15 protein-coding genes are annotated in these 13,462 nt (G+C 39.8%); 10 read left to right on the top strand and 5 right to left on the bottom strand.

Features of this window, described 5'->3' with window-relative positions; all coding sequences use genetic code 11:
* Positions 1–27 precede the first annotated feature (27 nt).
* From queA to QSE00_RS15120, 6 genes are all read left to right on the top strand, one after another.
* The gene (queA, locus tag QSE00_RS15145) at positions 28–1,077 is read left to right on the top strand and encodes a tRNA preQ1(34) S-adenosylmethionine ribosyltransferase-isomerase QueA (RefSeq protein ID WP_110355614.1); all 1,050 of its coding nucleotides are present in this window, start codon (positions 28–30) and stop codon (positions 1,075–1,077) included.
* 88 nt (positions 1,078–1,165) lie between these two features.
* Positions 1,166–2,212: a dual-specificity RNA methyltransferase RlmN gene (rlmN, locus tag QSE00_RS15140; RefSeq protein ID WP_110355615.1), complete on the top strand. Its 1,047-nt coding sequence runs from the start codon at positions 1,166–1,168 to the stop codon at positions 2,210–2,212.
* 168 nt (positions 2,213–2,380) lie between these two features.
* Positions 2,381–3,358 (top strand): polyprenyl synthetase family protein, encoded by a 978-nt coding sequence (locus QSE00_RS15135; protein WP_110355616.1) that lies wholly within the window; start codon positions 2,381–2,383, stop codon positions 3,356–3,358.
* 114 nt (positions 3,359–3,472) lie between these two features.
* A complete protein-coding gene (locus QSE00_RS15130; protein ID WP_286106582.1) occupies positions 3,473–4,045 on the top strand; it encodes an RNA polymerase sigma factor in 573 nt (190 codons plus the stop codon).
* Positions 4,046–4,076: 31 nt separating this feature from the next.
* On the top strand, positions 4,077–4,850 hold the full coding sequence (locus tag QSE00_RS15125; RefSeq protein ID WP_286106581.1) for a hypothetical protein: 774 nt from the start codon (positions 4,077–4,079) through the stop codon (positions 4,848–4,850).
* Between the two features lie 82 nt (positions 4,851–4,932).
* A complete protein-coding gene (locus QSE00_RS15120) occupies positions 4,933–6,003 on the top strand; it encodes a porin family protein (RefSeq protein WP_110355618.1) in 1,071 nt (356 codons plus the stop codon).
* 12 nt (positions 6,004–6,015) lie between these two features.
* Here the strand turns inward: QSE00_RS15120 and QSE00_RS15115 are convergent, their stop codons facing one another.
* Complete coding sequence (locus tag QSE00_RS15115) at positions 6,016–6,282, bottom strand: zinc-ribbon domain-containing protein (protein WP_286106580.1); 267 nt, start codon at positions 6,280–6,282, stop codon at positions 6,016–6,018.
* Between the two features lie 125 nt (positions 6,283–6,407).
* On the opposite strand from QSE00_RS15115, the gene dnaG reads away from it, so the two are divergent.
* Positions 6,408–8,387, top strand: coding sequence for a DNA primase (gene dnaG, locus QSE00_RS15110; protein WP_286106579.1), 1,980 nt, complete (start codon positions 6,408–6,410; stop codon positions 8,385–8,387).
* An 84-nt stretch (positions 8,388–8,471) separates the two neighbouring features.
* Here dnaG and QSE00_RS15105 read toward each other — a convergent pair whose 3' ends face one another.
* Together QSE00_RS15105 and nadE are read right to left on the bottom strand one after the other, a co-directional pair.
* Positions 8,472–9,101: a response regulator gene (locus QSE00_RS15105; protein WP_110355621.1), complete on the bottom strand. Its 630-nt coding sequence runs from the start codon at positions 9,099–9,101 to the stop codon at positions 8,472–8,474.
* A gap of 169 nt (positions 9,102–9,270) precedes the next feature.
* Complete coding sequence (nadE, locus tag QSE00_RS15100; protein ID WP_286106578.1) at positions 9,271–10,059, bottom strand: NAD(+) synthase; 789 nt, start codon at positions 10,057–10,059, stop codon at positions 9,271–9,273.
* 93 nt (positions 10,060–10,152) lie between these two features.
* Here nadE and gldB point away from each other — a divergent pair, with 93 nt between their 5' ends.
* From gldB to QSE00_RS15085, 3 genes are all read left to right on the top strand, one after another.
* Positions 10,153–11,118 carry a gliding motility lipoprotein GldB gene (gldB, locus tag QSE00_RS15095; protein WP_286106577.1) on the top strand — a complete coding sequence of 322 codons (966 nt, stop codon included), beginning with the start codon at positions 10,153–10,155 and terminating at the stop codon, positions 11,116–11,118.
* Between the two features lie 25 nt (positions 11,119–11,143).
* Entirely contained in the window at positions 11,144–11,479 is a 336-nt protein-coding gene (gldC, locus tag QSE00_RS15090) for a gliding motility protein GldC (RefSeq protein ID WP_110355624.1), read from the top strand.
* Between the two features lie 104 nt (positions 11,480–11,583).
* Positions 11,584–11,991: a GTPase gene (locus tag QSE00_RS15085; protein WP_286106576.1), complete on the top strand. Its 408-nt coding sequence runs from the start codon at positions 11,584–11,586 to the stop codon at positions 11,989–11,991.
* Positions 11,992–11,993: 2 nt separating this feature from the next.
* Here QSE00_RS15085 and yihA read toward each other — a convergent pair whose 3' ends face one another.
* The gene (yihA, locus tag QSE00_RS15080; RefSeq protein WP_110355626.1) at positions 11,994–12,608 is read right to left on the bottom strand and encodes a ribosome biogenesis GTP-binding protein YihA/YsxC; all 615 of its coding nucleotides are present in this window, start codon (positions 12,606–12,608) and stop codon (positions 11,994–11,996) included.
* A 35-nt stretch (positions 12,609–12,643) separates the two neighbouring features.
* Positions 12,644–13,408 carry an alpha/beta fold hydrolase gene (locus tag QSE00_RS15075; RefSeq protein WP_110355627.1) on the bottom strand — a complete coding sequence of 255 codons (765 nt, stop codon included), beginning with the start codon at positions 13,406–13,408 and terminating at the stop codon, positions 12,644–12,646.
* Between the last annotated feature and the right edge of the window lie 54 nt (positions 13,409–13,462).

Genomic DNA, 13,462 nt, shown 5'->3' with positions numbered 1-13,462 from the left:
TTAATCTAAATTTAAGGAATATACTAAATGAAATTATCGCACTTCAATTTTGAACTTCCAAACGAATTATTGGCAGAATATCCGGCAGAGAACAGAGATGAGTCCAAATTAATGGTGGTTCACAGGGATACTGGTAAAATTGAACACAAAATGTTCAAGGATCTTATAGATTATTTTGATGAAGGCGATGTTATGGTGCTTAACAACACCAAGGTTTTTCCAGCAAGATTATATGGTAACAAAGAAAAGACCGGCGCTAGAATAGAGGTTTTTTTATTGCGTGAACTAAACGAGGAACAACGTCTTTGGGATGTTTTGGTAGATCCGGCTCGTAAAATAAGAATTGGCAACAAACTTTATTTTGGTGATGATGAAACTTTGGTAGCAGAGGTTATAGATAACACTACTTCTAGAGGTAGAACCTTGAGGTTCCTTTACGATGGTTCCTATACCGATTTCAGAAGAAAATTAAAGGAACTAGGTGAAACTCCTTTGCCCAAATACATTAAACGTAAGGTAGAGGCCGAAGACGAAAAAAGATATCAAACTATCTATGCCAAGCACGAAGGTGCAGTAGCGGCACCAACGGCCGGTTTGCATTTTTCCAAACATTTGTTGAAAAGATTGGAAATAAAGGGAATCGATTTTGCCGAGGTTACCCTACATGTAGGTTTGGGTACTTTTAATCCTGTGGAAGTGGAGGATCTTTCCAAGCACAAGATGGATAGTGAGGAATTGATCATAGATGAAAAGGCAACGGAAATTGTCAATGGCGCTAAAGTTAAGAAGCGCCGTATTTGTGCTGTAGGTACTACCGCTATGCGGGCTTTGGAAAGCGCAGTATCTTCCCAACAGACCTTGAACACTTTTGATGGTTGGACGAACAAATTTGTTTTTCCTCCCTACGATTTTAGTATTGCCAATGCCATGGTGACCAATTTTCACCTGCCAAAATCCACCCTGTTAATGATGGTTTCGGCTTTCATGGGGCACGATTTGATGAAAAAAGCATATAAAGAAGCAATATTGGAAGGGTATAAATTTTATTCTTACGGGGATGCTATGTTGATCATATAAGTATCCAAATAAATACTAGGATCCCGTCAGTATCGCAGATAATTGTGGATTGACGGGATTTTTTTATAGAATCATTTATCTTTAGAAAGTGGAAGTTGCAAAAAATAAAAGGGATATAAGGGCCTTTACCAAAGATCAGCTTAGGTTGTTCTTTGAATCCAAGGGAGACAAGGCTTTTAGGGGCAACCAGGTTTATGAATGGCTGTGGCAAAAATCGGCCCATTCCTTTGAGGATATGACCAATATTTCCAAGGAAACCAGGCAGATGTTGGAGGAAAATTTTGTAATCAACCATATAAAGGTAGATCAAATGCAACGCAGTAGTGACGGAACCATAAAAAATGCGGTACGACTACACGATGATCTTATTGTGGAATCTGTTTTGATCCCCACAAAAACAAGAACCACCGCCTGTGTGTCCAGCCAAGTGGGCTGTAGTTTGGATTGCAAATTTTGTGCTACGTCCCGATTAAAAAGGATGCGAAATCTTAATCCTGACGAGATTTATGACCAAGTGGTGGCCATTGACAACGAGAGTAGGTTGTATTTTGATCGCCCTTTGAGCAATATTGTTTTTATGGGGATGGGGGAGCCTTTAATGAACTATAACAATGTACTTAAGGCCATAGATAAGATTACCTCTCCGGAAGGATTGGGGATGTCTCCCAAACGTATTACCGTATCCACTTCGGGCGTGCCCAAAATGATACGGAAGATGGCAGATGAGGAGGTGAAATTCAAATTGGCGGTTTCCCTGCATTCCGCCATCGATGAAATAAGGACTTCCATAATGCCCTTCAATGCAACCTTTACTTTGGCCGACTTAAGGGCGGCACTTGAATATTGGTTCCAAAAAACAAAAAGTAGGATCACCTATGAATATGTGGTTTGGGATGGTATTAACGATACCCAAAGGGATGTGGACGCCTTGGTGGATTTCTGTAGGTTTGCGCCCTCCAAGGTCAATCTCATTGAATATAACCCCATAGATGATGGGGAATTTCAACAAGCCGATAACGCAGCCATTGAAAAGTATGTGAATACCTTGGAGAAAAATGGTATAACGGTGACCGTAAGGCGTTCTAGAGGTAAGGATATTGATGCTGCCTGCGGACAGTTGGCCAATAAATCATAGAGTATCTTATTAAAGTAAAGGCAACTTCGTCTTTTGTCGATTCCCAATACAAATTCGCTGAAATCTATAAATTAGGGTTACATTACCACGGTTGGCTGATAATTACTATGTTTTTTTACCTAATTTTACGCAACAGAACTAGCAATCCAAAATAGCCTAAACTATCCCTTGAAAATTGTATCCCAAATAAAGGAACCGATTAATCAGGAAATGGAACTTTTTGAAAAAAAGTTTTATGAATCCATGTCTTCCAAGGTTGCCTTGTTAAACAGGATTACTTACTATATCGTTAATCGAAAGGGGAAGCAGATGCGCCCAATGTTCGTCTTTCTTACCGCTAAGTTGTTGAATAAAGGGGAGGTAAATGAACGGACTTATAGGGGGGCATCGGTCATAGAACTGATACATACCGCTACCTTGGTCCACGACGACGTGGTGGACGATAGCAATAAACGTCGCGGTTTTTTCTCTGTAAATGCTTTATGGAAAAATAAAATTGCCGTTTTGGTAGGCGACTATCTTCTCTCAAAAGGACTTCTTTTGTCCATAGATAATGGCGATTTTGATCTTCTTAGGATTATTTCTGTCGCCGTTCGTGAAATGAGTGAGGGAGAATTGTTGCAAATTGAGAAAGCAAGGCGTTTGGATATTACCGAGGAGGTGTATTACGACATTATAAGACAGAAGACGGCAACCTTGATTGCAGCATGCTGTAGTTTGGGGGCCTGTTCCGTTAAACCGGATTCCGATGATGTGGAGAAGTTCAGAAAGTTTGGGGAGCTTATTGGGATGGCCTTTCAGATAAAGGATGACCTTTTCGATTACGGGGAAGAGAGAATCGGGAAACCTACAGGGATCGATATCAAGGAACAAAAAATGACCCTTCCACTTATATTCGTGTTGAATAAGTGTACCAAAGCCGAAAAAAAATGGTTGATCAATTCCATAAAGAACCATAATAAGGATAAAAAACGGGTCAAGGAAGTCATCGCCTTTGTAAAGGTGAACGGCGGTCTTGAATACGCCGTAAAAAAAATGCTGGCCTATAAGGAAGAAGCGTTGGCCTTATTGGATACTTACCCGGATTCAGAATATAAAAGTTCGCTGGAACTTATGGTAAATTACGTGGTAGATCGAAAGAAGTAAATTTAACCCACTGTAATTCAATACCTTACTTTTTATTTTAAATTTTCTCAGGATCCTGGGCAACTATTCTGTGTAAATAGTCGTCTATCTTTATAACAGACAAATTTTTGGAGTTTGAAAATAATATCCTTTTACAATAACGAAAAGTTACTGCTTAAGAAGGCCAAATCCGGGAACGGGGAAGCGCAAAAGTGGTTGTACAACAAATACGCGCCTAGGATGTTGAGTGTTTGTAGACAATATATTAAGGATCTCCAGTTTGCGGAAGATGTAATGGTAGATGGATTTGTTAAGGTGTTCAAAAATTTGGATTCGTTTAGGAATGAAGGGAGTTTTGAGGGGTGGATCAGAAAAATAATGATACGGGAGTCCATTACCTACCTTAGAAAGAATCAACCCGTTGTTTATGATGACGAACTGTATGAGAGGAGTGCAGCTAACCAGATTTCAGAAACCTCCTATTTGGATGTGGAAGAAATTCAATTGTTGATCGACGCCTTGCCGGATGGATATAAAATGGTTTTTATTATGTATGCCGTAGAGGGGTATAGCCATAGGGAAATAGCAGATATTTTACAGGTTACGGAAAGTACGTCCAAGTCACAATTATTTAAGGCACGTAAGGTGTTACGGGATAAGTTAAGTGAGCTAGGGGTGCGAAATAAAACAAAGGGGAGCGGCAATTGAAGTTCCAGGTAAGAAAAAAAGATTAGGTAATATGGCACCATTAAAATTTGAGGAACATATTAAGGAGGAATTGGATAAAAGGGAAATAGCGCCTTCGGATAGAGCTTGGGATCAGTTATCTAGCCAATTGTCTTCCAAGGGGAGAGATAATGTGAAAACAAAATTCTTCCGGTTGGGCATAGCTGCCGCCATTATTGGATTATTGATTGTGTCCATGGTTTACATAAACCGTAATAGGGTAATGAAAAAGGAGGATATTAAAACGGTAAGCGCTCCCGCCCCAGTGGTTAAGGGGGCTCCCGCGACCCTTCCCAATAATATAGGTGTTGAAGGGAACAGAGAAGTAGCTACAACCAAAAAACCTTCCGACGTGCTTGTGGAAAAAACCAATAAAACGGCCAATAAAATTGTACCCAGCATAGCCCATACCCCAATTACAGCTCAGGAAAAAAATGAGAAGCTAGTTAGGGGTGTGGAACACAGAGAGACCAAATTGGTTGAAAAAGAATGGAATGGTCAGGATTCCCTTATCAATGCTAAAATTATTGAGGTAGTTGAACAGGTAGATCTCATGGAACGGACTGATATCTCCCTTACAGATGCGGAAGTGGATTCCTTATTAAAACAAGCGCAGAAAGAGCTGTTTGCGGAAAGTAAGTATTTGGAGGGTCACTCCGTGGATGCTATGGCCCTACTTGCCGATGTTGAAGGTGAATTGGATCAAAATTCCCGTGAGCAATTGTTTGAAATCCTGAAGGCGGGATACATAAAAGTAAGGACAGCTGTAGCTACAAGAAATAAATAAAAATTCATCAATCATTAATCAATATCCTTAGCCCCGCTCCTCTAGGAGTGCGGGGCCAGGGATAACCAAATCAAAATTTATTATGAGAACATTGACGTTGTACCTAGTGGTATTGTTAGTTTTATTATGCGCTGAAAATTTACCGGCCCAGGATGTGGATGTAAGGAATTATAAAATAGAAGAACTGGAGAGGAAAAAGGAGGCGATTAAAAACTCGGAAAGGGAGGCACTGAAATTGGAAGTAGAGCAGATCAACAAACGGATGGATAATGGAGGATTAAATAGGGAGGAAGCGGATATACTCAAAAGAAAGGCTGCGGACAATCATGCTAGAAACATAGAAAACAAGTTGGTTATTATAGATAACTATATTGATTTGCTGAAGCGAAACGGGGAATTGGATTTAAATATGGATATGGAGAGGATTGTGATAGGTTTTGGTGCCGAAGAAGAGGGGGGAGACAAGATTTTTGGCGTTAAGGTGAATTCTGGAAACCAACATAAGGAAAAATATGATCTCCGTACCTATTCCAGCCTTATAATTGCCGTAGGCCTGAACAATGCATTGATAGATGGTGAATCTTTACAGGACACACCCTATAAGGTTGGAGGGAGTAGGTTCTTTGAATTGGGCTATGCCTGGCGGACTAGGGTGTTTAAAAACACCAATTTAGTAAGGTTTAATTATGGAGTTTCCTTTCAGTTCAATGGGCTTAAGCCAAAGGGGAACAACTACTTCGTGTCCAGCGGCGACCAAACCATGTTGGAGGAATTTGAATATGATTTGGACAAGTCCAAATTCAGAATGGATAATTTGGTTTTTCCCGTTCATCTGGAATTTGGCCCCTCTCGTAAAAAGACGACCGATAAAACCATTCGGTATTCCCTACACAAACAATTTAGGCTTGGTTTGGGGGGGTACGCAGGATTTAATATTGGTAGTCGCCAAAAACTAAAATATAATAGGGATGGGAATCGGGTGAAGGATAAATTTAAAAGGGATTATAATACCAACGATTTTGTCTATGGGTTAAGTGCTTATACTGGGGTTGGTGAGGCATTGATTTATGTGAAGTATGATTTGAACCCTATTTTTAACAATGCCCTTGTAGAACAGCACAACATCTCTTTGGGCTTGCGATTTGATTTGTAAAACAGTGCGATTTTAGTTTTTTGGTCCTATGCTTAAGGTGGTTTGAATACTGTGTTGCATTTCTTCCGTAAATTCATCCTGGAAATAAGTTCTTTTACAATGGGAACAGCTAATGGTAGTATGGGTACCCACTTTAAAAAGGGAAATCCAAAACAGGTGGAAATAAGTTTTGCTTGTTACCGCTGTTAAGGTGTCCTTGTTTTCACAATAGGGACAAGCAACGTTTTGAAGCAATGTTGAAGTTGTTTTTCCGGGTTTGGTTCCTAGAAATAATATCATTTCCTATTTGTTTATACTTCTAAATGAAAATCGCAATTTAATTAATATTTATGTTATAAGCATGGCTTTTCCTTTTTTCAACAGCCCCTAAAGTACTATCTTTAGCCTGCTTAAAAATGTAAAGATTGATTTCGAAATCCACCATAGACAAAGTATATGAAACGGCCCGTTTGGAGGAGGTGATCGGGGATTTTGTGCAATTAAAGAAATCGGGCTCCAACTTCAAGGGATTAAGTCCGTTTACGGATGAGCGCAGCCCCAGTTTCATGGTTTCGCCAGTAAAACAGATATGGAAGGATTTTAGTAGCGGCAAGGGAGGGAACGTTGTAGCCTTTCTTATGGAGCACGAACACTTTTCATATCCGGAGGCTATTAAATATTTGGCCAGAAAGTATAATATTGAAATCGAGGAGACCGAGCTGAGCAACGAGCAAAAAGAGCAGACCAATGAACGTGAAAGTATGTATTTGGTTTCCGAATATGCACAAAAATACTTTTCGGAGGTTTTGTGGGAAAGGGAACAGGGCAAGGCTATTGGTTTAAGCTATTTTAAGGAACGTGGATTTACGGATGATACCATAAGGAAGTTTGATCTGGGCTATTGTCTGGATCAATGGGACGGTTTTACCAAAGCCGCCCTTGGTAAGGGATATCAATTGGATTATTTGGAGAAAACAGGCCTTACCATTGTCAAGGAAGATGCTGCCGATAGGGATAACAAAAAGACTTTTGATCGTTTTAAAGGGCGTGTAATGTTTCCTATACACAGTATGAGCGGTAGGGTACTCGGTTTTGGAGGTAGAATATTGACCAATGATAAAAAGGCAGCCAAGTACTTAAACTCTCCTGAAAGCGACATCTACCACAAAAGCAAGGTGTTGTACGGTATCTACTTTGCAAAACAGGCCATTGCCAAGGAAGATAATTGTTACTTGGTAGAAGGATATACGGATGTTATTCAGATGTACCAACGCGGTATTCACAATGTAGTCTCTTCCAGTGGAACGGCCTTGACCTCAGATCAGATCAGATTGATCAATAGGCTCACCAAGAATATAACGGTTTTGTTCGATGGGGATGCAGCAGGGTTACGGGCATCCCTCAGGGGGATAGACCTCATCCTGGAACAGGGAATGAACGTAAAGGTGTGTACTTTTCCTGAAGGGGAAGACCCGGATAGTTTTTCCAAGAACAATGATTATGAGGATGTAGTATTATATCTTCAAGAAAATTCAAAAGACTTTATTCAATTCAAGGCATCCCTGTTGGTAGAGGAAGCGGCTAACGACCCTATTAAAAGGGCCGATACGGTAAGGGATATAGTTAACAGCATCTCTAAGATTCCGGATAGGATACAAAAGGAAATATATATACAGGAGTGTGCGCAGATTATGAATATTTCCGAGGCTGTTCTGTTCAACACCCTAGCTCAGATTGGAAAAAAAGATGTAGCGGACGCCAATAAAAAGGTGAAACAGGAGCAACAGGCTTTTGACGTGGTAAAAAACGAACCTTTACGGCAAAAGGTAGACGTACAATATGAACTGGAACGTAAGATCATAGAGATGTTGCTGCTGTATGGGGATTTGGAGCAACAATTTGAGGACCTGGTTTTAAAGGAAAATGAAAAGGGCGATTTGGAACTGGAGCCCGAGTCCTTGGATGCCAAAGTATACGAAAAGATTTACCTGGATCTCCAAGATGATGAAATTGAGCTGGCAAATGAGCAGTTCAGAAATATCTACTATAGATTGATGGAAGACCTGAATGAGAAGGAAATGTTTTCCATTACCACTTTTATAGCAAATTTGGACCAAGAGCTGGCATCGGAAATTTCCTCTATTTTAATGGAAGAGGAAAAGTACGTTCTGCATCAGTGGGAGCGAAAGGATATATATCCAAAAGATAAAAAAGTAGGCATTTCCCAGTTGGTGAGCGAAACTATTTTAACCCTGCGATGCTATTTGATCAAAAAGAGGATAGGCTCCCTTCAGGAAAATACCTTGAATAATCAGGAAGGAAATACGGAAATCATGGAAGAGATTATGAACTATATACAGCTGAATGTATTGTTGAACAAAAAACTTAACAGGGTTCTTTCTTAAGTATAAGGAATACAATAAAAAAAAGACGGAAGTCCTATAAGGTAGGCAAACCGTCTTTTTTGTTCTTGATTGGTTATATTATATCTAGTACAGTTCCAGAGCTTTGGCCTGCTGTAGTAAATCCACTAAGTTGTCAACATTTAGTTTACGCATTAAACGTGCCTTATAGGTGCTAACGGTTTTTTCATTGAGATCAAGGCCCAATGCTACTTCCTTATTTCGCTTCCCGCTTGCCAAGAGTTTAAGGACTTCAACTTCCCTAGTGGAAAGCTTTCTAAAGAACCTTCTTGGTTTTTGTGTGCCTTCATCAAAGGCAAGACGTTGCGCCAGTTCGTTGGTAATAAACATATTGCCTTCGCTAACTTTTCTTATAGCACTGATAATATAATCTATATCCGATGTTTTGGACAAGTAGCCAAAGGCTCCGGCACGGATGGTACTTAGTGCATAAACATCCTCAGACTGACCGCTGTAGATCAAAACTCGAATATTGGGATACTCCTTTTTTATTCTTCTAAGGGTTGCAATACCATTAATTTCGGGGATGTCCATTTCCAATAGAATTACGTCTGGGGTAAAAAGCTCCAGTTTTTTGAATAATTCCGTGGTTGTAGATGCATCGGCGATTACTTGAATATCGGAAACCGACTCCAAGACTTGTTTTACACCCATCCGAACTATAGGATGATTATCAGCAATTAATATTTTGATCATTTTAGGTTATTTTTCTAGATTTCAACATCAATAATCATGTCTAAAAATACTGACATGCAATGTAGGGTTAAAATATCTAATTGAATAAGCAAAGCTTGATTTTTTTAATGAATATTAAAAATTTTTGCATGTTTTTTCGATTTAATCACTTGGTTCTTAGGTGAGAGGTTCATTTTAGCGAATTTGGTATTTCGCAAACGGGAATAGGAACCATCTTATGTTTGTTTGCGCGGTTAAATCTTTTGTAAATCTGAAAAACTTCTTTTTGCCTATCGGAAAAATCCGTATCCAGTTTTCCTTTTTCTTCCATTTGCATGGCCCATTCCAATTCTGGATAGCTAGCTCCTATTTGGTCTTCGTCGGTTCTGTCATCGCCCCACAGGCCATCTGTAGGCGCAGCCTTTATAATGTCCTCATTAATACCAAGGAACTTGGCAATTTCGTATACTTCGGTTTTAAGTAGATCGGCGATCGGACTTAAGTCTACACCGCCATCCCCGTATTTGGTGTAGAAGCCAACGCCAAAATCTTCCACCTTATTACCGGTTCCTGCCACCAATAGTTTGTTCAATGCGGCAAAGTAATATAAGGTGGTCATCCTCAACCTGGCCCTGGTATTCGCCAAGGACATAAATCGGTCTTCCTCATTTTCAACGGCAGGCAGTGCCTCCACCAAACTATTAAAAGTGGGCGTAAGGTTTACCTCCAGTCTTTCAACATTGGGATATTGCTTTTTAAGCCATTTAATATGGTTGGATGCACGGGTAACTTGGTTTTCGGCCTGATGAATGGGCATTTCCAGACATAAAAGTTGTAGGCCGGTTCTGGCACATAGGGTTGAAGTTACCGCAGAATCTATACCTCCCGAAATTCCTATTGTAAATCCTTTTATATTTGCATTATTGGCATAATCCCGTAACCAGGTCACAATATAGTCTATAACTTTTTCGGTCTGCATCTGAACAATTTATAAGGTTTAAAAACTTAACTTTGCACGGTAAAAATAAAGCCTAGAATTTAATATTTAAAACATTAACCCAATTACTTTAGCATGCGAAAGGTACTTTTACTCATTTTTCTTCCAATTTTTATTTTTTGCAGTTGTGAGGGTAGCGATAAAGTGGCCGATGAGGTTGCTAAAATAAACGTGGATGTAAAGGTTTTTCGGTTCGATAGGGAATTTGCCCAAGCGGAGCCTGGGGATATTCCGATTTTAAAAGAAAAGTACCCATATCTTTTTCCTGCGATGTATTCGGATAGTGTTTGGGTAGCCAAATTGCAGGATTCCCTGCAATTGGAAGTTATGGAGGAGGTAGGGAAGTCCTTTCCCGACTTTGTAAGTGAAAAGGAAGATGTAGAGTGGTTGTTTAGGTATATAAAATATTATTTCCCGGATTATACGGTACCAAAGGTTGTTACGGTTACCTCGGAAGTGGATTACAACAACAGGATAATTTTAACGGATAGCCTACTTCTTATTGGTCTCGATAATTATTTGGGAAGTTCCCATAAGTTTTATCAGGGTATTTCCAAATATATCGCCAACGATTTGGATAAACAATATATGACCCGGGATATGGCAAGCGCGTTTGCCAAAACAGTGGTAGTGCAACCACGTGACCGCACTTTTTTGTCACAACTTGTTTATTACGGGAAAGAGCTGTATTTAATGCAGCAGCTTATGCCTCGGAAAAATGAAGCGGTCATAATTGGTTATGCCCCGGAGGAACTGGAATGGGCGAATGTCAACGAAGAACAGATTTGGCGTTATTTCATAGAACGCGAATTGTTGTACAGTACCAATAGTAAATTGGGGCCAAAATTTTTGGACCCGGCCCCTTTTTCCAAGTTTGAACTGGAATTGGATAATGAATCTCCAGGTAAAATAGGGCGTTATATTGGCTGGCAAATAGTAAAAGCCTTCATGGGCAATAATAATATTACCTTACAGGAAATGTTGAACTTACCTGAAGAGGAATTGTTTAAAAGATCGGGATATAAGCCCAGAAAACTGTAGAAGATCAAACATATCAAAAAAAGTAATGGCAAAACTACATACATCAGAAATTACATTAAAAGTTGGATTGGATGAGAATAGGGTTCCTGAGGAATTGACATGGTCTGCCCAGGATGGTGGTATAGATAATGAAAAAGCCAAAGCAATGCTCCTGTCCGTATGGGATAGTAAAAACCAGGAATCATTAAAGATTGATCTATGGACAAAGGATATGCCGGTCGATGAAATGAAAGTGTTTTTTCATCAAACATTGGTTTCCCTGTCCGATACTTTCATGAAGGCTACCCAAGATGAAAAAATGACGGCAACGATGAAAGATTTTTGCGATTATTTTGCCGAAAAATTGGAGTTGAAAAAGTAAGTGGCATATGGGTTGTTTACCCTTCCCGGTGTTTTCAAGCACTATTCCATTAAGTATTTTAGATGTTGGCCGACTAAGTTGGTAACAACAATTCTTAATTTAAAATGATGGATGGTAATCAAGCGGAGCGACTTGTGTTCGTGTATAATGCCAATTCCGGATATGGCAATGCCCTTTTGGACAGTATCCATAAAACCTTGGATCCCAATTCGTACGATTGTAAGCTGTGCGCCATAACCTATGGCTTTTTTTCCGAAAATAAGAAATGGAAGGAATTTAGGCGGCATGCCGGTGTGGATATGGAATTTCTTCACAGGGACGAGTTTAAAAAACGGTATTCGCAAGAAAAACAGAACAAAGAAGCCTTTCCGCAGGTGTTCTTTTTAAAAGCGGGTAAACTTACAGGGTTTATACGTAAAGCGGAGATCAATGCCATGGAAAGTCAGGAGGATCTTATTCTGACCGTTCAGACCAAGTTGGCACAAATAAAGACATCGGTAAACGCCAAGTAAATCTAGGTTACTGTCTTGAAGAAGTTGGTATTTAATTCATCAATAAAACCGAGCAATTCTTCTTGGCCCATGCCATTGCTGGAGGAGGTAACAAAATAATTGGGGGCCTCTTCCCAAACTCCATCCAATAATTCCTTAATATAGGCATTGACGTGATTTTCTATGGCCTTTGGTTTCAATTTATCCGCCTTGGTGAAAATCATACAAAAAGGAATCTGGTTTTCCCCCATCCATTCCAAAAATTCCATGTCCACTTTTTGGGGTTCATGTCTTATATCGATCAGAACAAATGCACATACCAATTGCTGACGCTCAATAAAGTAATCGGTGATATATTTTTGAAAGGTTTTTTTGTCTTTTTTGGATACACGGGCATAGCCATAGCCGGGTAAATCTACCAAAAACCAATTTTCGTTTATTTTAAAATGGTTTATAAGCTGTGTCTTTCCAGGTCTGCCCGAAGTTTTGGCCAAATTTTTTCTCTGGGTCAGCATGTTGATCAAGGAGGACTTGCCAACATTGGAGCGACCAATAAATGCATATTCCGGCAAATGGTCCTTAGGGCAATTTGCTACGTTGGAATTGCTCATAACAAAGTCGGCCGACTTAATTTTCATTGGTTCGCTTTTATAGGTTATTGGTATTGACTGGTTTAGAAATTTCGTTTCTGCAGCCAGGCGTCCAGGACAGTGTTGAATTCCTCAGGATGTTCCATCATTGGGGCATGCCCGCACTTCTCTATCCAGTACAAATCGGAATCAGGAAGCAGTGAATGGAATTCTTCAGCTACATTGGGAGGCGTTACACTGTCGTTTTTTCCCCATATAATACAGGTAGGGGTCAACATATGTGGCAAATCTTTGGACATGTTGTGCCTAATGGCACTTTTTGCGATGGCCAGCGTTTTTACCAGCTTAATACGATCGTTTACCGTAGCAAATACTTCGTCCACAATTTCCTTGGTAGCTACTTCAGGATCATAAAATACGTCCTGGGCTTTCTTTTTAATAAATTCATAGTCGCCACGCTTGGGATAACCATCTCCCATGGCACTTTCGTATAGTCCGGAACTACCTGTGATGACTAGTGCCTTTACTTTTTTGGGGTACAATTTTGTGTGGAGGAGACCAATATGTCCCCCTAGGGAATTCCCCAGTAGAATTACATCTTTAAGGCCTTTGTGTTCTATAAACCCTTCCAGGAATTTGGCAAAGCTCTTTACGTTTGTTTTTAGCAAAGGCATGTCGTAAATAGGAAGCTCGGGCACCAATACCTTATAGCCTTTGGGTGGAAAATAATTCATGACCCCGTGAAAATTACTCAATCCCCCCATAAGACCGTGTAATATTATAATAGGCGTTCCTTCGCCCATTTCAATATATCGGTATTTCCCCTCTTTAATTATCTTTTTTTCCATTAAGGATAGCTTCTGATCTTAGTTGGCAAATATAGGCATTTCATTATTATGCAA

This window comes from Arenibacter flavimaris, from assembly GCF_030291335.1.
Taxonomy (GTDB): domain Bacteria; phylum Bacteroidota; class Bacteroidia; order Flavobacteriales; family Flavobacteriaceae; genus Arenibacter.
The sequence above is the reverse complement of the archived record's forward strand: the minus strand, read 5'-3'. Positions and strand labels throughout refer to the sequence as shown.